General features: G+C 54.6%; 20 protein-coding genes. 11 read left to right on the top strand and 9 right to left on the bottom strand.

Going from position 1 to position 19339, the window contains the following annotated elements; translation table 11 throughout:
* Positions 1-25: 25 nt before the first annotated feature.
* The 3 genes from argF to FHI25_RS06985 form a co-directional block, all read right to left on the bottom strand.
* Positions 26-943 carry an ornithine carbamoyltransferase gene (argF, locus tag FHI25_RS06995; protein ID WP_008889025.1) on the bottom strand — a complete coding sequence of 306 codons (918 nt, stop codon included), beginning with the start codon at positions 941-943 and terminating at the stop codon, positions 26-28.
* Between the two features lie 33 nt (positions 944-976).
* Positions 977-2134, bottom strand: a complete 1158-nt coding sequence (locus FHI25_RS06990) for an aspartate aminotransferase family protein (protein ID WP_197147618.1) — start codon at positions 2132-2134, stop codon at positions 977-979.
* Between the two features lie 231 nt (positions 2135-2365).
* The gene (locus tag FHI25_RS06985) at positions 2366-3175 is read right to left on the bottom strand and encodes an ABC transporter permease (protein WP_008889022.1); all 810 of its coding nucleotides are present in this window, start codon (positions 3173-3175) and stop codon (positions 2366-2368) included.
* Between the two features lie 94 nt (positions 3176-3269).
* Between FHI25_RS06985 and FHI25_RS06980 the strand changes: the two genes are divergently transcribed.
* From FHI25_RS06980 to FHI25_RS06965, 4 genes are all read left to right on the top strand, one after another.
* Positions 3270-3977 (top strand): RecX family transcriptional regulator, encoded by a 708-nt coding sequence (locus tag FHI25_RS06980; RefSeq protein ID WP_210516253.1) that lies wholly within the window; start codon positions 3270-3272, stop codon positions 3975-3977.
* A gap of 58 nt (positions 3978-4035) precedes the next feature.
* Complete coding sequence (arsC, locus tag FHI25_RS06975) at positions 4036-4371, top strand: arsenate reductase (glutaredoxin) (RefSeq protein WP_210516251.1); 336 nt, start codon at positions 4036-4038, stop codon at positions 4369-4371.
* Between the two features lie 166 nt (positions 4372-4537).
* The gene (locus FHI25_RS06970; protein ID WP_063085876.1) at positions 4538-4906 is read left to right on the top strand and encodes a CidA/LrgA family protein; all 369 of its coding nucleotides are present in this window, start codon (positions 4538-4540) and stop codon (positions 4904-4906) included.
* Positions 4903-5628: an LrgB family protein gene (locus FHI25_RS06965; RefSeq protein ID WP_044830159.1), complete on the top strand. Its 726-nt coding sequence runs from the start codon at positions 4903-4905 to the stop codon at positions 5626-5628. Before FHI25_RS06970 ends, FHI25_RS06965 begins: the two co-directional genes overlap by 4 nt.
* Before the next feature lie 42 nt (positions 5629-5670).
* Here FHI25_RS06965 and FHI25_RS06960 read toward each other — a convergent pair whose 3' ends face one another.
* Positions 5671-6141, bottom strand: a complete 471-nt coding sequence (locus tag FHI25_RS06960; protein ID WP_246878921.1) for a hypothetical protein — start codon at positions 6139-6141, stop codon at positions 5671-5673.
* A 126-nt stretch (positions 6142-6267) separates the two neighbouring features.
* Between FHI25_RS06960 and FHI25_RS06955 the strand changes: the two genes are divergently transcribed.
* Entirely contained in the window at positions 6268-6726 is a 459-nt protein-coding gene (locus FHI25_RS06955; RefSeq protein ID WP_210516249.1) for a MarR family winged helix-turn-helix transcriptional regulator, read from the top strand.
* Between the two features lie 102 nt (positions 6727-6828).
* Here the strand turns inward: FHI25_RS06955 and FHI25_RS06950 are convergent, their stop codons facing one another.
* The 3 genes from FHI25_RS06950 to FHI25_RS06940 all read right to left on the bottom strand — a co-directional run bounded on the left by FHI25_RS06950 (position 6829) and on the right by FHI25_RS06940 (position 11058).
* Positions 6829-8532, bottom strand: a complete 1704-nt coding sequence (locus tag FHI25_RS06950; protein WP_210516247.1) for a methyl-accepting chemotaxis protein — start codon at positions 8530-8532, stop codon at positions 6829-6831.
* 446 nt (positions 8533-8978) lie between these two features.
* Positions 8979-9725 (bottom strand): tRNA pseudouridine(38-40) synthase TruA, encoded by a 747-nt coding sequence (truA, locus tag FHI25_RS06945; RefSeq protein ID WP_210516245.1) that lies wholly within the window; start codon positions 9723-9725, stop codon positions 8979-8981.
* 112 nt (positions 9726-9837) lie between these two features.
* Positions 9838-11058 (bottom strand): argininosuccinate synthase, encoded by a 1221-nt coding sequence (locus tag FHI25_RS06940; protein ID WP_210516243.1) that lies wholly within the window; start codon positions 11056-11058, stop codon positions 9838-9840.
* A gap of 218 nt (positions 11059-11276) precedes the next feature.
* Here FHI25_RS06940 and FHI25_RS06935 point away from each other — a divergent pair, with 218 nt between their 5' ends.
* Both FHI25_RS06935 and FHI25_RS06930 read left to right on the top strand, forming a co-directional pair.
* Positions 11277-11996, top strand: coding sequence for a SprT family zinc-dependent metalloprotease (locus FHI25_RS06935; RefSeq protein ID WP_063085888.1), 720 nt, complete (start codon positions 11277-11279; stop codon positions 11994-11996).
* A gap of 48 nt (positions 11997-12044) precedes the next feature.
* Positions 12045-12674 carry a LysE family translocator gene (locus tag FHI25_RS06930; protein ID WP_210516241.1) on the top strand — a complete coding sequence of 210 codons (630 nt, stop codon included), beginning with the start codon at positions 12045-12047 and terminating at the stop codon, positions 12672-12674.
* Between the two features lie 83 nt (positions 12675-12757).
* On the opposite strand, the gene FHI25_RS06925 is transcribed toward FHI25_RS06930, so the two are convergent.
* Positions 12758-13663 carry a LysR substrate-binding domain-containing protein gene (locus FHI25_RS06925; protein ID WP_210516239.1) on the bottom strand — a complete coding sequence of 302 codons (906 nt, stop codon included), beginning with the start codon at positions 13661-13663 and terminating at the stop codon, positions 12758-12760.
* 187 nt (positions 13664-13850) lie between these two features.
* Here FHI25_RS06925 and FHI25_RS06920 point away from each other — a divergent pair, with 187 nt between their 5' ends.
* The 4 genes from FHI25_RS06920 to argE are packed head-to-tail and all read left to right on the top strand — an operon-like array spanning position 13851 to position 18134.
* Positions 13851-14840: a tripartite tricarboxylate transporter substrate binding protein gene (locus FHI25_RS06920; protein WP_008889011.1), complete on the top strand. Its 990-nt coding sequence runs from the start codon at positions 13851-13853 to the stop codon at positions 14838-14840.
* Between the two features lie 46 nt (positions 14841-14886).
* Positions 14887-15417 (top strand): tripartite tricarboxylate transporter TctB family protein, encoded by a 531-nt coding sequence (locus FHI25_RS06915; protein ID WP_210516237.1) that lies wholly within the window; start codon positions 14887-14889, stop codon positions 15415-15417.
* Positions 15418-15433: 16 nt separating this feature from the next.
* Positions 15434-16936, top strand: coding sequence for a tripartite tricarboxylate transporter permease (locus FHI25_RS06910; protein ID WP_210516235.1), 1503 nt, complete (start codon positions 15434-15436; stop codon positions 16934-16936).
* A 19-nt stretch (positions 16937-16955) separates the two neighbouring features.
* A complete protein-coding gene (gene argE / locus FHI25_RS06905; RefSeq protein WP_210516233.1) occupies positions 16956-18134 on the top strand; it encodes an acetylornithine deacetylase in 1179 nt (392 codons plus the stop codon).
* Between the two features lie 281 nt (positions 18135-18415).
* Here the strand turns inward: argE and FHI25_RS06900 are convergent, their stop codons facing one another.
* Positions 18416-18925, bottom strand: a complete 510-nt coding sequence (locus FHI25_RS06900) for a hypothetical protein (RefSeq protein WP_210516231.1) — start codon at positions 18923-18925, stop codon at positions 18416-18418.
* Positions 18926-19339 lie beyond the last annotated feature (414 nt).

The following is a 19339-nucleotide window of genomic DNA, read 5'->3' as shown; positions in this document are numbered from 1 at the left end:
GGGGCCATAACCCGGATGGCAAGCCTTACGACGGCAAACCATTCAGGCAATACAGCAAAACACCCTTTTGCGCATGCAGGCGGTTTTCCGCCTCGTCAAACACAACCGACTGTGGCCCGTCAATCACCGCGTCGGTGACTTCTTCATTCCGGTGGGCCGGCAGACAATGCAGGAAGATCGCATCATCCTTGGCCTGTGCCATGGTGGTTTCATTGATCTGATAGGGCGAAAGGGCTTCCATCCGGGCGTCGTAATCTTCATCGCCCATCGACACCCAGCAATCGGTGACCACAACATCGGCACCGGCCAGCGCACTGTCCATATCGGTCAGGCGCACTTTGCCGCCTTCGGCATTGGCGGTTTCAATCAGCCCCTGATTAGGGCGATAACCCGCCGGGCACGCCATATCGAGTGCAAAGCCGAATTTCGGCGATGCATGAATGAACGATGCCGAGACGTTATTGCCATCACCAACCCAGGCAAACTTGAGGCCTTCAAGCTTGCCCTTGTGTTCCTTGACGGTCATCAGATCGGCCATGATCTGGCACGGGTGGCTCTGATCGGTAAGCCCATTGATCACCGGCACGGTGGCATATTGCGCCAACTCGTGCAGTTTGGATTCATCGGTCGTCCGGATCATGATCGCATCAACAAAGCGCGACAGAACGCGCGCGGTATCGGCAATGGTTTCCCCGCGACCAAGCTGGCTGCTATCGGCATCAAGCGTCACCACGTCACCGCCAAGCTGGCGCATGCCAACTTCGAACGACACACGCGTACGGGTCGATGGCTTTTCAAAAATCAAAGCCAAGGTCTTGCCCGCAAGCGGTTTTACCCCGAACGGGGCCTTCCCGGCCTTCTCGGAGTCGCCAAGGGCCAGAATATCCTTAAGCTCGCTTGCCGACATTTTGTCGAGATCGAGAAAATGGCGAATATCAGTCATAGTCAAATTTCCTTCCGCGCCCTTATTTGCGCATTATTTGCCAAGGGCGGCAGCGGCTGCGTCAATGGCAACCAGCGCTTCGTCAACATGGGTTTTGGTGATGTTAAGCGGCGGAATGATACGCACCACATTGTCACCGGCTGGCACGGTCAAAAGATTGAACTCGCGCAGTTTGGCAACAACATCAACATTGGCCGGTTTGGTTTTCATCCCCAACAGCAGGCCCATGCCACGCACTTCTTCGATAAAGCCCGGATGCTTGCGTGCAATCACCTCAAGGCCATCAACAATCAGGCGGCTCATTTCCAGAACATGATCCATGAAACCGGGTTTCAGGACCTCATCCAGCACCGCATTGGCGGCCGCCGTTGCAAGCTGGTTACCGCCAAAGGTCGTGCCATGCATGCCGGGCGTAAAGGCAGCGGCTGCCTTTTCATTGGCAAGCAACGCCCCGATCGGGAAGCCACCGCCAAGTCCCTTGGCCGAGGAAATGATATCAGGCTCCATGTCCGACCATTGATAGGCAAACAGTTTGCCGGTTCGGCCAATGCCGGTCTGAACTTCGTCAAACATCACCAGCATGCCGAATTCATCGGCTGCTTTGCGCACACCCTCAAGATAGCCTTCCGGCGCGCGGCAAATGCCGCCTTCGCCCTGGATCGGCTCAAGGATGATACCGCCAGTATTGGGCGTAATCGCGTTGCGAAGTTCGTTCAGGTTACCAAACGCCACCCGGTCAAAGCCATCGGGCATCGGCCCGAAACCTTCGCGGTATTTCTCGCTATAACCCGCGGTCAGGGTGCCAAGCGTTCTGCCATGAAACGCATTGGTCGCAACCAGAATGCGGTTCTTTTCAGGATGGCCCGACACATATTGATACCGGCGCAGCATCTTGATGCCCGCTTCATTCGCCTCGGCACCCGAATTACAGAAAAACACCGTATCGGCAAAACTGTTCTCAATCAGCCGCTTGGCCAGTTTTTCCTGCCCCGGCATCTGATACAGGTTCGAGGTATGCCAAAGCTTGCCAACCTGCTCAGTCAGTTTCGCCACCAGATGCGGGTGCGAATGACCAAGCGTGTTGACCGCGATCCCCGACCCGAAATCAAGGAATCGTCGGCCGTCCTGCGCATAGAGATAAGGTCCTTCACCTTTCTCAAAGGCCAAATCGGCCCGCGCGTAGGTCGGCATGACGGGAGTAATCACTTTCTTATTCCTCAATTCGGGTAAAATTCACATTCCTGACCGATTGGTCAAGCTCCAGCGGACTGCTGGGAAGCCGAGGAGTATCAAGAGATTCACCGACCCTGTCAACGCCACAAAAACACGTACGGGGGTCTTTTGAAAAAGGTCATCAAAATGAAAAAGGACGGCATCCGCATCAGAATACCGTCCTTTGTGATTTGCCAATCTGATCGGCGCTTAGGCCTTAAGCTTGTAGCCGGTTTTGATCATGCGATAGCACAGCAGCCAAAGGGCCGCATTGACCAGGGCAAGAACCACGACACCGGTCATGATCGTGCCATCGGAAATCCCGGTAAAGCCATAACGGAACCCGTCAATCATGTAGAAGAACGGGTTGAAATGCACCAGAACCTGACCGGCTTCGGGCAGGCTTTCGGCACTGTAAAACGTGCCCGACAGGAACGATAATGGGGTGACGACAAAGTTGGTCACGACTGCGATATGGTCAAACTTCTCGGCCCAGACACCACCCGCAATCCCCAGAAGCGACAGCATCAATGATGCCGAAATCCCGAAATACAGGATCGCCCAGATATTGTGGATCGCGACATCGACAAAGAACGACATGAAAATCGCGGTGACCAGACCAACGATCATGCCGCGTGTCACCGCGCCAAAGGCAAAACCGGCAACCATTTCCCCGGCCGACAGCGGCGGCATCAAAACATCGACGATATTGCCCTGTACCTTGGCAATCGTGATCGAGCTTGAGGAATTGGCAAAGGCGTTTTGCACCATGGTCATCATGATCAGACCAGGCGCCAGGAAAGTGGCAAACGGGATGCCATTGACCATTTCAACCGCACGGCCAAGGGCGAGTAAGAAAACAGCAAGAAACAGCAGGCTGGTGACAACCGGCGCACCGATGGTTTGCAAATGCACATTCAGGAACCGACGGACTTCTTTGGCATAAAGGGTCCAAAGTCCAAGCCAGTTCACAGCCCCCATATAGCGCGGGGCAAGAGCACGTTGCTCTGACTCGTTCATGGAATTTCCTTCGGAAAAATGCAGACAATTGCGCGTAAAATAGGGAGAGTGGGGGCATACTTGCAAGGGTGTGAATTCATTCATAGTGTCAGTCATGCACGACAAACATCGCCAAAGCCCGGAAACCAGCGACTCTGCGCGCGAAAAAAAGCCCGCCGGAAATGCGCGTTTTTCCAACCAGTCCGACAAAAAGTCGAAAACCCGCTCGCACGAACCCAAACGCCCGCGCAAGGTCACCCGCGACTATCTGATGAATTATGCCACCTGGTATCTGGAACGCTTTGCCGCATCGCGCGCCCGGCTTGAAACATTGATGCGCGGTAAAATCCGCCTCTCGGTCGCCGAACATGGCACCGACCCGGACGAAGCCGTCGAGTGGATGAATTCGGTGCTTTCGGCCTGCGAAAAGGCTGGCTTCATTAATGACGATGCCTATGCCAAGGGCCGGGCGCGATCCCTGCTCAGGCGCGGAAAGGCGCTTCGCGTCATTGCCGCCGATCTGTCATCGCGCGGCATTGCCAGTGATCAGGTCGATGCCGCACTGACCGAACTTCGGGCCGAGGCCGATGACGCCGCCTATGAGGAAGTGCGTGGCACGGACCCAAACATTGCCGCTGCCGCCGCCTATGCCCGTCGCCGTCGTCTTGGCCCATGGCGCCGGTCTGAGATCCGCGATGAAAAACGCGAAAAGGATATGGCCGCCCTCGCCCGTCAGGGCTTTGGCTATGACACCGCAACCCGCATCATCAATAGCGAGATCGACGAGCTCGAAGACCTGCTCTCGATGATCGACGGGATTTGATTGCATCCGCAAAGACCGCTATCAATGAACAAATCCATTTTGATACGGAGACCCAACCATGATGGTCCGCATCTACCACAATCCGCGCTGCTCGAAATCGCGCCAGACCCTGGCCCTGATCGAAGAACAGGGCATCACGCCCGACGTGATCGCCTATCTCGACACCCCGCCCACCCCGCAGGAACTTGGCGAAATTCTTGATATGCTCGGCATGAAACCCGAAGACATCCTGCGCAAGAAGGAAGCCAAAGAAGAAGGCATTGCCGACCTGCGCGGTGATGACCTGATCGAGGCCCTTTGCGCCCATCCGCGCGCCCTTGAACGCCCGATTGTGGTTAATGGCAACAAAGCAGTTCTGGGTCGCCCGCCGGAAAACGTTCTGGAAATTCTGTAACGCGCGGGCATCCATGCGGCGACATCCTCTCGGCAAGAATTAGCAAACATCAAGCGCCTGTGCCCGCCCGGCACGGGCGTTTTTCATAATTAACAAAGGTAGAACGCCTCCAGACGTATTATGTCTTGCGCAGAAAAACACGCATGCACCTGTGGGGAGGTTGTTGATGATTGCTGCTTTTGCCCTGATCCTTGTCTGTCAGCTGTTTGGTGAGGTGGTCTCGGAACTATTTGATCTGCCGGTTCCCGGCCCGGTCATCGGTCTGGTGCTGCTGTTTGTCGGCCTTCTGATCAAACGCAACCCGCCCAAGGTGCTCACAGATGCGGCAGATAATCTGCTGATCCATTTCTCCTTGCTGTTCGTTCCGGCCGGGGTGGGCGTGGTCACCCAGATTGATCGTCTTAAAGGCGACTGGCTGCCGATTGCCGCCGCCCTGATCATTTCCACCCTGCTGGCCATGGTGCTGACCGCCCTTTTGATGTCCAAACTGCTGCCCAAGGCCAAACCGGGCGAAAGTCTGGAGGACGGGCAATGAACGAGACCGATATCACCCAGCTTTGGGTTTACCTGTCGGCCAAACCGCTAACGGGTCTCACCATCACGCTTGTCGCCTATGCCATCGGGTTCTGGCTGTATCAAAAAAGCGACCGTAACCCGATCTGCAATCCGGTGGTCATCGCCATTGCCCTGATTGCCATGCTGCTGAAAGTGACCGGCACGCCCTATGCCACCTATTTCGAAGGCGCGCAGTTCGTCCACTTCCTGCTCGGCCCCGCCACCGTCGCCCTTGCCGTCCCGCTGTTTCGTCAGACCGAAACGCTGAAACGTGCGCTTCCGGTCATCGCATTCGGGGTCCTGTTCGGATCACTGGTTGCGAGTGCCAGCACCGTCATTCTGGCCTGGGCACTGGGCGCAAGTCCGGAAACACTGGCATCCCTGGCCCCGAAATCCGTCACCACCCCGGTCGCCATGGGGATTGCTGAAAATATCGGCGGCGTTCCGGCCCTGACCGCGGTTTGCGTGATTGCAACGGGCATCGTTGGCGCCACCCTTGGGCCGATGGTGATGAATATGGCCCGCCTTAAGGACTGGCGCGCACGCGGCTTTGCCATGGGGGTGGCATCACACGGCATCGGAACCGCACGTGCCTTTCAGGTCAATGAAACCGCCGGGGCCTTTTCCGGCCTCGCCATGGGGCTCAATACCCTTGCCACCGCATTGACCATTCCGTTCCTGTGGCACTGGATATTTGGCTAGATTCTGCGAAGGGTCTGCAGATGAAGTGTGACGCATTGCGCGTCACACAGCCGCGCTCGTTCTCACTGGGCGACGCATGCGCAGACCATCGCGGATGTTCAGGCCAATCAGAACAAGGTTGATCAGGCCCGCGAACAGTTCCAGCACCTGAAGGGTGATAAACACATCATCCATTTGCCCGTTTCGGGCCAGCATGGCCAACCCGATCGCACAGGGCACAAGAACAAGCAGTCCGTTTGCCGCGACCAGCTTCATGCGCCGCAATTTCACGACAACCAGCCCGGCGATTTGCCCTCGCGCCAACGCAAAGCCTGATCCCCCGGTGGCCGCAAGACACAGCACAAGGGCCAACAGGCTCCAGACAATTGCAGTTTTGACCATCACGATCTGATCGGTTGTCCCGAAAAGCTCGACCATGATTGTCGCCAGCCAGAAGCTGGCGATCAGGCAAAACGCCGCCCCACCGGCAACGCGGTGGATAATACGCAAAATCGGTTTTGAAATCGTGGACATCGTCATTTCTCCTGAGACAGGGATTGCGATGTGGCGCCACACGTAATTAAATAGCATACTATGCATTATATAGCATGATATGTTTTATATAGCAAGCTATGTATATTGACCGAAACCGGAGTTCTCATGCCCCTGAAACGCACCCAATCAGCCGGATATATGACAAACTGGGCGGCCCGCCTGTTTGCACGCGCGATTGATCAGAAACTCAAACCGCTGGGACTAAGCAGTGGCTATCTGCCGGTTTTCTTTGCGCTGGCCGATGGCACAACACGCACGCAAAAGCAGCTTGCGGCAGACGTTGGAATCGAACAACCAACCATGGCCGCCACCCTCAATCGCATGGAACGCGATGGGTTGATTGAACGCGAAAAAGATAATGAAGACCGCCGCATCACACACATCCACCTGAGCCCGGCGGCAAAGGCCAAGGCCCCACAAATCCAGACCATCGTCAATGCTGTGAATGAACAGGCCCTTTCAGGGCTGAACAGTCTTGAAAAGCGCGTCCTGCTCGACGCACTTGGCAAGGTTACAAACGCCCTTGCACCGGCAGAGGCCAAAACCGGCGCCGACAACGCGTAACCAACCGTGAAGACCTCAGAAAAAAGCAAAACCTGACAAGGGCATGCCACAACACACCCTTGTCAGTCTGATCGTAAAAGACCCGCTTTGAACGGAAACGTTCTATCCTGCGCGCAATTGCGACAGGAAGTTCGACACGGTCTTTTGCAGGCTATCGATCTGCTTGGCCATCGCACCAACATTCTGATCAAGTTCACTGGCGGCGGCCCCACTGCTAGCCGCGGCTTCGTGAATCTCGTTGATGTTGGCGACAACCTCGCTCGAACCGGACGATGCACTGGTCGCGCTGTTGGCGATTTCATTGACGGCGGCGTTCTGTTCGCTCACTGCCGAAGAAATGCCTGATGCGATTTCGCTGATTGATGAAATCGTATGCGTGACCTTTTCAATTGCCTCGACCGTGACCCTGGTCTCGCCCTGAATCGCCCCGATCTGCTGGGCGATTTCGTCAGTTGCCTTCGCGGTCTGGTTGGCAAGGTTTTTGACCTCTTGCGCCACAACCGCAAAGCCCTTGCCAGCTTCACCAGCCCGGGCGGCCTCGATTGTCGCGTTGAGCGCCAGAAGGTTTGTCTGGGCCGCAATGTCGTTAATCAAACTCACGACTTCACCGATGCGCTCGGCTGCTTCGGCCAGACCACCAACCATTTCGTTGGCCCGCGATGCTTCACCAACGGCGGTTTCGGCAATCGCTGTTGATTCACGGACCTGATCACCGATGCCGCTGATCGAGGCGGAAAGTTCCTCGGTCGCGGCTGCAACCGTCTGAACGCTCTGTGCCGAATCATTGGCGGCCTCTGACACCCGTTGACTTTGGGTCAGGGAGTGATTGGCCGATTCACGCATCAGTTCGGTCGATTTCTGCATGCCGGTCGACGACTGGCGTACAGATGCAACGATCTGACCAATGGATTGTTCAAGTTCATGGGCCAGACGGTTACGCTGTTCCAAACGTTCCTTTTCGGCACGTTTTTCGGCTTCCACCCGGGCGGCCTCGGCCTCACCCATTTTTTCCGCCGTTTCACGCCAACGCAAAAGACCATTGGCAATCACGCCAATCTCGTCCTTGCGATCGGTAAAGGAAACTTCTTCGGAAAAGTCGCGTTCGACAAATCGGGAAATCGTCTGACCAAGGTCACGCAGCGGTCCAAGCTGCCAGCGCAGCAACAGGAACAGCAATACAGCAGATGCGATGGCAACGATAATGCCGACAATCGCGATCCGCAGTTCGATCTCTGTCGCCACTTCGGCAACCTGTGCCTTCTCGATACCGACATACAGGATACCAAGCGTATCACCTGTCGGCGATTTGATCGGCGAATACTGCGTTACATATTGGGTGCCAAGAATAAGGGCTTCACCCCGGAACGTATTGCCCGACATGATCGGCTGATAGGCCGCACTGCCCTTGCCAAGCATGGTACCAACCGCACGCTGGCCGTCCGGCTTGATAATGTTGGTCGAAACACGCACGAAGTCCTGCTCTGCCGGGACGAAGGCGAACACGGTTGCCGTCTGACCGGTGGCAGCCCCGATCGAGTCAATCATTTCGTGTGACGACAGATCCGGAATTTCGGGAATGACGAGATCGGAGGTTTCACCATCCTCGCTGATTTTCATGGAAAATTCGGGATAATTATCCTTGAAAATCATCGCAGCTACGCGAAGGTTCAGTTTCTGCGATTCAAGGCTGTCACTTGCCACCTTGTCATCGATGCGCTGCATGATCAGCAAGCCCAGAAGCGCGATGCCCGCAATCAGGATCGCAACGGCGGCGAGTGCCACCTTGAAAATCAAACTTTTCGACATACTCACTCTCATTTCATCGTTGGTCACCGACGAGCCCCTCTAGCAACTAGATCGGCGGTTCAGCATCTTCCCGGGTCTTGGTCGCCTGGTTCAGCAGAGATATAAGATATACAATCCTATAAATTAAACTTTAGTATAGAGCAATACTATCGTACAGATTTTTAGCAACCTGAACGCGAGTCAGAGAACTAAAGATTAATTAATAGTGTAATTACAGGTCGTTACCGATAGGTGAACACCTACCCATAAGATGAACAACCATATCGATAAGCGTCATATGGGGAGTGGCAGACAGAAAACCGGAAAAATTTTCGCCTGTGCACCGTTTTTTCTACAAGGAGGTCCGGGAAGGATGAAATGCGTACAGGTAATGCGCAAAGGTCAGGCTGAATATTCGTCTGCTGAATTTATCTCAGACGCTAAACGGATCTCGATCTGATCGGGTGTCAGTAATCGACCTTGACGAAATAAAGCCCGTCGGCCGGTGCGGTCGGGCCGCCGGCACTGCGATCCTTGGCCTCAAGGGCCGTTTTGACGTCAATCGGCTTCCAGGCGCCCTTGCCGACCAGAACAAGTGTGCCAACCATATTGCGCACCTGATGATGCAGGAAAGACCGGCTTTCGGTATGCACCCGGATTTCAAGCGGGTTTTCGATCCCGCGCGTGACTTGAAGCTTTTCCAGCGTCTTGATCGGACTTTTGGCCTGACATTCACTGGCCCGGAAGCTTGTGAAATCAAACGTCCCGATCAGATGCTTGGCCGCTTCATTCATCGCATCAATATCAAGCGGCTTATAAACACCCCAAGCCAGCCCCGCCTCAAAGGTTAGCGGTGCGCGGCGATTGATGATGCGATACATGTAGTAGCGTTTCTTTGACGAAAACCGCGCATGGAAGTCTTCCGTGACTTCCTCGCATTCCTTGATCGCCACCGGATCAGGTTTGAGGTGATGGTTGATCGCATTCATCACCGCTTCCGCCGGGTAGTATTTCGGCAGATCGAAATGCACCACCTGCCCCAGCGCATGCACCCCGGCATCGGTCCGGCCCGACACATAGACGCGCACAAATACACCGGCGAATTTTTCGATCGCGGTCTCAAAGACCTTCTGAACCGAAATCACTTCGTCCTGGTACTGCCAGCCGTGATAGGGGCGGCCATCATATTCGACGGTACATTTATAGCGCTGCATGACCGATATAATTATCTGAACAGGTTAAGAGCCCGCTTATAGCTTGGCTTTCAAACGAAAACGAGGGGCAAAAATGCCCCTCGCTTGCCGCTCCACAATTGCTTGCGGAAACTTACTTCATGCCGTCGCGGTCAAAACCAAGACGCAGACGCAGCGCATTCAGTTTGATGAAGCCTTCTGCATCGCGCTGGTTGTAAACGGTGTCGGCCTCGAACGTGACATGCTCTTCGGAGTAGATCGAGTTCGGCGACTTGCGGCCGGTGACGGTGACGTTGCCTTTGTAAAGGTCAAGGCGCACAACGCCGTTCACGGTACGCTGGGTCTCGTCGACCAGGCGCTGCAAGGCCTGACGTTCCGGCGACCACCAGTAACCGTTATAGATCATCTCGGCATAACGCGGCATCAGCTCGTCCTTGAGGTGACCGGCGTTACGATCAAGGGTGATGCTTTCCATCGCGCGGTGCGCAACCGACAGAATGGTACCGCCCGGGGTTTCGTAAACGCCGCGCGACTTCATGCCGACATAACGGTTTTCGACCAGATCCAGACGACCGATGCCGTTCTTGCCGGCAACTTCGTTGAGTTTGGTCAGCAAAGTGGCCGGGCTCAGGCGTTCGCCGTTGATCGCAACCGGGTTGCCCTGTTCGAACTCGATTTCGATCGTGGTGATCGCATCGGGTGCGTTCTGCGGGGAAACAGTGCGCTCGAACATATTTTCGTCCGGCTTGACCCACGGATCTTCCAGCGCCTTGCCTTCATAGGAAATGTGCAGAAGGTTCGCGTCGGTCGAATAGGGCGGCTCATCGCCACCAAGCTTGTCGGCCGAAATCGGAATCTGGTGTTCGCGGGCAAAGTTCAGCAAAGCAGTACGCGAGTTCAGCTTCCATTCGCGCCACGGTGCGATGACCTTGACGTTCGGCTTAAGGGCATAATAGCCCAGCTCGAAGCGGACCTGGTCGTTGCCTTTGCCGGTGGCACCGTGGGACACGGCATCTGCACCGACTTCTTCGGCGATTTCGATCTGGCGCTTGGCAATCAGCGGACGCGCGATCGAGGTACCGAGCAGGTAAACACCTTCATAAAGGGCATTGGCGCGGAACATCGGGAAGACGAAGTCGCGGACGAATTCTTCGCGCAGATCGTCGATGAAGATCTGTTTGACGCCGAACATCTCTGCCTTTTTGCGGGCCGGTTCCAGCTCTTCGCCCTGGCCGAGGTCGGCGGTGAAGGTCACGACTTCGCAGTTATATTCTTCGCGAAGCCATTTCAGGATGATGGAGGTATCCAGACCGCCTGAATAGGCAAGGACGACCTTTTTGACCTGATCGCTCATGGGAGTGACGCCTTTCTTCTTCCGATGTAATGCAGGGCGCGGCACCTAACGCCTGCGTCCTGTCGGGGCTGCAACCCATATGTCGCAAATCGCCCCTAGACCTTGAGCGCGGAGTATAGGAAAACACTACTAGGGGGCAAGACCCAAGATGGGCTTGGCCCGAAAAAGGCACAAAAAGATCGCACTTTTTGCCTCTCTTTTGGAAAAATCCGCGCCGAATGCTCAAGAATACCGAAGAAACCGAGATCGATATGCCCAAAATCGGCCCGTTGCCGGTGCGATTGCGGCCAAGCGCGCGCGCGACGCGACTCAAATTGCGCATTGATCCGGCATTCGACGGTGTCGAAATCGTCGTGCCCAACGGGGTTTCGCGCAAAATGGCGATTTCGATGCTCCATCAGCATGGCGATTGGGTGGCAGCCCACATGCAACGCCTGCCCGAACGGGTGCAATTCATGCCCGGTGCCTGGATTCCCTTCATGGGCCATGATCACGCCATCCGTGCCGTGCCCGATGCCAAACGCGGAGTCTGGGTCGAGGCCGGCGTGATCTGGGTGTCGGGCCAGCCGGAACATACCAACCGCCGGGTGACCGATTTCCTTAAAAAGCAGGCCAAGCTTGAAATCGCCCCGCGCGCCCATGCCTATGCCGAACAGATCAACAAAAAGGTCAATCGTATCTCGCTCAAAGACACCCGCACGCGCTGGGGCAGTTGCTCCTCCTCGGGCAATCTGTCGTTTAGCTGGCGGTTGGTGCTGGCGCCTGAAGATGTGCTTGATTACGTCGTCGCCCACGAAGTCGCGCATTTGCAGGAACTTAATCACTCCGCACGTTTCTGGGCCGTGGTCGATGATTTGTATGGCCCGTCAAAAAAACAGCAACACTGGCTCAAGAAACATGGTGCAGCCCTGCATCGCTACGGGGCTGGAAGCGCGTAAATATTGAAATGTGAAAAACCTCACATTTCCTCCCAAAGGACGTAATCCATGCTGATCCCATTGGAAACCCTGGCGATTTTCATTCCCACCGCCCTGGCGCTGAACATGACGCCGGGCAATGACATGCTGTTTTGTCTGGGTCAGGGCATCAAATCCGGGCCGATGGCGGGCAATGCGGCAAGCTTCGGGATTGCAACCGGTGCGCTGATCCACACGGCCTTGGCCGGGCTTGGTCTGGCGGCGCTTGTCGCGGCCCATCCGGTGGCGCTTGATGTGCTGCGCTGGGCCGGGATTGCCTATCTGGTGTGGCTGGCGATTGGCGCGTTTCGAAGCCACGACCAGCACCTGAAACCCGCACAAACCAAGCGTTCCGGCGCCTTTACCGCCTGGCGGGACGGGATTGTGGTTAACCTGCTCAATCCAAAGATTATTGTCTTTGTGCTGGCGTTCATTCCGCAGTTTGTTGATGCGTCGCGCGGGTCGGTGTTGTTGCAGTTTTTGATTTTCGGGCTGATTTTGAATATTGGCGGGACGATTATCAATTGTCTGGTCGGCAGTTTTGCCGGGAAAATTGGCCAGGTTCTGTCGCGATCAGAGAAGATTGCGCGCGCCTTTCAGATCGCCACCGGCTGTATCTTTTTAGGCCTTGCAGCCAAGCTGGCGTTTGACCGGAAATAATGAATAATCAGAGCCATTATTCAAATTCAGTGAATAATAGGCCGATTCCGGAGTATCGCCCCAAATAGGGCCAAATCAAATCCTCATACAATACAGCCACTGGCGCGCAGATTTGGCAATTCGGCGCGCAAAAATGCCAGAAACCGTTTTTCCACCGCACTCAGTTCACGAGACGCGGTAAACAGGGCGACATCCCATTCGATATTCGGGGTCAGGGTGCGGGCGACCACCTTGTCGGTGTCGACCAGAAGGGCTGCGAACGGGTCACTGACCGAAATACCGACATTGCGCTCGACAAGACGCGAGATCGTGCGGATGGTGCGGGCCTCGACCGCGATTTTGCGCGGCCAGCCGGCAATCTGGAAAATATAGTCGATCTTGGTGCGCAAGGGCGAGCCAATGGAAAGTTCAACAAAGTCCTCGCCGCGCAGCAAATCGATATCGATGGTTTCAAACTTCGCCAGCCTATGATCAACCGGCATCAGACAGACGGCACGCGATTGCGCAAGTGGGGTGATCACGACATCCGGGTCTTGCAGATCAAGGGTAATGCCGATGCCAAGATCGCACTGGCGGGTGGCAATCATGTCAAGCATCCCTTCGAGGCCCGTATCGGTAATACTGATCGAAACCTTGGGATGGGCCTGTTTGAACTTCGCAACAACATCAAGCAGATAGGTATCAACATAGATCGGCTGGGCGGCGATGCGGATCGCACCTAACTGATCATTGGCAATCGCACGCGCCTGGGTTTCAACTTCACGAAACGCATTGAGCGACCGCAGCACAGTTGCATGAAACTGCTGGGCCTCGGACGTCGCGATCAGCTGATTGCGTTTGCGGGTAAACAGTTCAAACCCGACCGATTTTTCAAAGTTGTTCAACAGCCGGCTGACCATCGGTTGGCTGATATTCATCGCCTGGGCCGCGCCCGTCACAGAACCGTGGGTCATAAAGGCATTGAAGCTTTCGAGTTCGCGCAGTTTCATCGTGCTTTCCCAAATCCGGATTTCGGCCGCAGAACGCTGTTCAGTATGTAAATTAGTTATACTGGAATTAATTTTTTGCGTCACCGGTTATAGTTTGTCTATGCAAGAAGGCACAAAAACAAAAGACAGAGTGAAAACCAGTCTGAGCTTCGGCAATTCTGCCACCACCACCCAGGGAGACATGAAAATGTTTCACAAGCTTAAGAAAGCAGCCGGGATCGCAGCCGCAATCCTTGCAACCACATCCATGATTTCGACCGCGCAGGCAGACGCCTATCCTGAAAAAGCCATTACGCTGGTCGCACCTTATGGTGCCGGCGGTGCATCTGACCTGGCCGCCCGTGCGCTGGCAGAAACCGCAAGCAACTATACCGGCGGGCAGCCGGTTGTTGTGGTCAACAAAACCGGCAATGGCGGCATGAATGGCGCGCGCTTCGTTTCCGAAGCCGACCCGGATGGCTATACCCTTTTGCTGTCGCGTGTTGGCATGGCGCTTTATCCGGCCGTTTATACCGACAGCCCGGTTGGCTGGGATGCCTACACCTTCCTTGGCATGCTTGAAGCGACCCCGATGATTTTGGCTGTTAACGCCAATTCCGACATCCAGACCATCGACGAGCTGATTGCCAAAATCAAAGACAGCAACGGTGCCACCACCTATGCCGCATCCGGCCCCACCGCGATTGACGGCTTTACGGTTCAGGCATTGCTGTCTGACGTTGGTCTTGACCCGCTGACCGCATCCACCCTCGTGCCATATAAAGGCGGCTCTGCTTTGGCCGCTGCCCTGCTTGGCGGTCACGTTGATTTCCTGGCGATTGCTGCTGGCTCTCTGATGCCGCATATCGAAGCCGGTAAGATGCGCCCGCTGATGGTCTATTCGCCGAAACGCATGGCATCCCTGCCGGATGTTCCGACCGCGAAAGAACTGGGTTATGCCCAGGCCGGTCAGGTTGGTGGCTGGAGCGGCTTGTATGCGCCCAAAGGCCTTCCGGAAGACGTCGTTGCCAAATGGACCGAGATCCTGGGTCAGGTTGCGACCGACGAGCAGTGGCTTGACCTTGCCGAGAAGCGTGGTTCGACCTCGATCATCGGCGATGAAGACCCGGCTGCCTACGTCAAAAGCCAGTTCGAGCTTTATAACGGCATGGCCAAGAAGTTCGGCTACATCCAGTAAGACGCAACCGCGTTTTTAGTCAAAGACCTTAATGCGAGACGGAACCATGAACCAAAATCGTGATTTCTATGCCGGACTGGTGGCAACGGTGTTCTTTGCCGTCATCCTGTTCGTTCTGATCCCGATCTATGTGAAGGTTCCGTCTTTCATTCCGGGCTTTGCCCCGCCACCGGATATGTGGCCGCGCGTGGTCGCGGTGATCGGACTGGTAATGGGGGTTCTTGCGCTTGTTCTGGCGTTCCCGAAAATGCGCGAAGCCAGCCGTGACCGGGTCGAAGGATTTGGCAACCGCATCCTTGGCAACAAGACCCATCTGATGCGTTTTGCCGGTATCCTGATCGTGTTTGCCGCCTTTGTATATGGCATGCCCCTGATCGGGTTTGTTCCGGCGACGGTTTTGTTGCTTGGCGTGCTGTTCATCATGACGGGCAATTTCGAACGCAAGTTCTGGATGATCGGCCTTGCGGTCATTTTCCCGGTTCTTTTGTATCTGCTGTTTACCGAAGTCACGCATACGCCCTTCCCCAAGGGCAAGCTGTTGTCGGCGAACATTTCCCACCTGACCACCCTGATCTGATTGAGAGTTCATCGTTATGTGGAATGAATTGCTTTACGCCTTTCAGGAGGTGGCAACGTTACCGAATTTCCTGGCGATGTTTGCCGGAATCTGGGGCGGTGTGATCATTGGCGCGATCCCGGGCATGACCGGGACCATGGCCGTCACCCTGGCACTTCCGTTTACGTTCTATCTGTCCCCGGTGACGAGCATCCTGCTTCTGGTTGCGCTGTATAAAGGCTCAACCTATGGCGGATCAATCTCGGCCATCCTGATCAAGACGCCCGGCACGGCATCGGCCGCCTGCACGGTGCTTGACGGCTATCCGCTGGCACGGGCCGGCAAGGGTGGCAAGGCGCTGAACATGGCGCTGATTTCAAGCTGCATCGGCGATTTCATTTCCAACATTTCGCTGTTTTTCCTCGCCATCCCGCTGGCGACTTTTGCGCTGCGGGTTGGTCCGCCGGAATTCTTTATGCTGATGGCGTTTTCGCTGACGATTGTGGCAAGTATTTCGGGCCGTTCGCTGGTTCTTGGCATCATTTCGGCCTGCCTTGGCTTGCTTTTGGCGACCGTTGGCGAAGACATGTATGGATCGTTCCGCTTTGCGCTTTCCGAAGACATGAAATCGGGTCTTGGCATGGTGCCGGTTCTGATCGGTCTGTTTGCCCTGCCGGAACTGATCAAGATGATTGTGTTCCGCCCGGAAGATAATGCGGCGGCGATGAAGCTGGGCGATAACCGCCTGACCCTTGCCGAGTTTCGCGGATCGATCAAATCGATCTGTCGCGGATCAATCATTGGCGTGATCCTGGGCGCAATTCCGGGCATCGGCCCGTCGACGGCTGCGTTCTTTTCCTATAGCGAAGCGCGCCGGACCTCGAAAAACGGGGACAAGTTCGGCGAAGGCGAGATCGAAGGCATTGCCGCGTCCGAATCTGCCAATAACGGTGCATGCGGTGCGACCATGATCCCGCTTCTGGCCCTTGGTGTGCCGGGTGATGTGATTACCGGTGTCATGCTGGGTGCGTTCATGATCCATGGCCTGACCCCCGGCCCGCTTCTGTTTCAGAACAATCTGGGCGATGTCTATGCGCTGTTTATCGGCATCCTGTTTAGTTCGGTGTTCCTGTTTGTTGCTGGCAAGGCAACAGCCGGTGCCTTTACCAAGATTTCGCGCATTCCCCAGACGCTGCTTTTGCCCTGCATTCTGATCCTGTGCGTTTATGGCATCTATTCCATCGGGGCGAGCCCGTTTGATGTCACCGTCCTTCTGGTGATGGGTGTGGTTGGCTTTGCCATGATGTTGCTCAACATCCCGGCCGCCCCGTTCCTGATCGCCTTTATCCTTGGCCCGATGTTTGAAGACAATATGCGCCGCTCGCTTGCGATTTCGCGCGGTGATCTTGGTGTCTTCTTCCAGTCATGGATTTCATGGGGCTTCTTTGCCCTGACCGTTCTGTTCGTCATTCTGACCATTCGCCGCGAATGGAAGAAATGGCGCGACAAGCGCGATGCCACCAACGCATCCGCGTCCTGACCCAAACAAGAAGATAAAAATGTCCAAACCAAACATGTCCCGCCTTCATCATGCCATCGATCTGCTTGGCAAACTGGTGGCGTTCGACACGACGAGCAAAAACTCCAATCTCGGTCTGATCCATTTCGTCCGTGACTATCTGGCGGAATACGGCATTGAGTCCACGCTGTTCCATGATGAAACCGGGCAGAAAGCCAACCTTCTGGCGACCATCGGCCCCAAAGGGGTTCCGGGCATTGCGCTTTCGGGTCATACCGATGTGGTACCCGCCCTTGAGACCACCTGGGTCAGCCCGGCGTTTGAGCTGACCGAGCGGGATGGCAAGCTGTTTGGTCGCGGCTCAGCCGACATGAAGGGCTTTTCGGCCTGTGCGCTGGCGATGATCCCGGAACTGGTCAAACGCGACCTTGAAATTCCGTTTCATCTTTGCCTGTCCTATGACGAGGAAGTCGGCTGCATCGGTGTTGGATCAATGGTCGATCATCTGGCGAAGATGGACACGCCACCGCGTCTGGCGGTGATTGGCGAGCCGACCAACATGAAGGTGATTAACGGCCAGAAGGGCAAATATTCCATGCGGGTTGGCGTGACGGGTACGGCAGGACACAGTTCGTTTGCGCCTGATCACGTCAATGCCATTGAATATGGCGCGCGCGCGATCAACCTGATTGCCGACAAGGCCCGTGAATTCGAACAAAACGGCCCGTTTGACGCCGATTTCACCGTGCCGCACAGCACGATGCTGACGACCACGATCAGTGGTGGTACCGCGACCAACGTCACCCCGGAATATTGCGAGTTTACCTTTGAAATTCGCCATCTGCCCGACCATGACGCCGAAGCGGTGATTGCCGATCTGCAAAAGACCATCATGGACACCCTTGATGCCGAAATGAAGGCCAAGGCAGACGACACCGGCTTCACATTCGAGAAGATCTTTTCCTATCCGGGGATGGGTGATTGCACGGATGCGGAAGCGTTTTGCTATGTCAGCAACATCATCCCTGAGATTTCCGGCAAGGTGTCTTATGGCTCGGAAGGTGGGGTGTTTGAAAAACAGGGCAACATCCCGTCGATCATTTGCGGCCCCGGCAGCATCGAGCAGGCCCATAAGCCCAACGAGTTCATTGAAATTTCGCAGATCGAGGAATGCCTGGACTTCCTCGAAGCGCTCACCAATCAGGCTGCTGCAGCCTGATCTCACCATGACGACGCGCCACCCCGCACCGTCAGTTGGTACCCCGCAGTAGAATGTCTCCCAACCCGATGCTGCACCCACGGGGTTCTGACAGGTGAGAAACTCCCGGCCACATCCCCCCTGATGTGGTCATAGCAAGCCAACTTGAAGACCGGCTCGTTTATCGATGCCGGTCTTTTTTTGTGGTTTCACTGGAAAGAAGAAAATAAATCTGTCGCCTTTTTCCTTTCAGAAAATCAAACACACCTATTGAAATAGTTGAAAAAACGACCCCACTAGATTTATCTAAATAACTTAGAGTATTTTTTAAAATAACTAACCAAACATGTGTAATAATTATAATAACTACCGTCTGTAACAACCATCGAAAAATTTACAATCATACCGTCCACATCAGAAAGACCAACAATTGCGCAAGACCTGTTTGAACTCACAAAATCATCAATATTTCCACGCTTTAAATCTTCATTTCCTCCCAGAGAAGATATTAGGTTTTTATAATCCAATTCACTTTTTGAAAACCATATAACATATTTCCCACCATTATCATCTAGAGAAACCTCTCCTTCGCCCAACACCAATCCATTTATTAAACCAAGAAGAAAATAGGAAACACCTCCTCCATAAACCCCGTAAAATCCGCCAAACTCGTCAGGATGATCATATAAGTCACCCAACTTCATTTCTTGTCCTTCGAGATTCACATAGCGCTCCTCAGATTGAGCCTCCCCCGGCAAAGTAATGGAGATAACTAACAGCGCAGCAAACAAACGTCCGAACAAACCAGTCACCTTTCTCTTAAAATCTCATCCCGATACCGCAACTATCGACCCGAGAGCATATTCCAGTAAAAAGAAAAAGGGGACAGATCTATTTTGGTCGTCAAAAGCTTCAATGTTTTTGCGCGATCGTCCCAGCGCTCTTTGTTCAAGGCGTCTGCCGATAATGCTGGCAATTTTATCAACAAATCTCGGGTTTCCCGTGAACTGGTTGCGTTGAAGACCCGCGTGAGCAGAAAATTCTGCAGCTAGAATACGTTCAATATTTATTAGAATTTACAAATAAAATTATAACAATATTTCTAATGTTTAGATGAAAATTTGTAGAACAAGGAATATCCATAAAAAGACACTCCAAATGCAAAATAAATAACAAAAAATCTATAATCGTCCATTCTGAATATTATAATCGCAATGATCATCAAG

This window comes from Thalassospira sp. ER-Se-21-Dark, from assembly GCF_017922435.1.
Classification (GTDB): Bacteria; Pseudomonadota; Alphaproteobacteria; order Rhodospirillales; family Thalassospiraceae; genus Thalassospira.
Note: the sequence above shows the minus strand (reverse complement) of the source record. Positions and strands in the feature narration are given on the sequence as shown.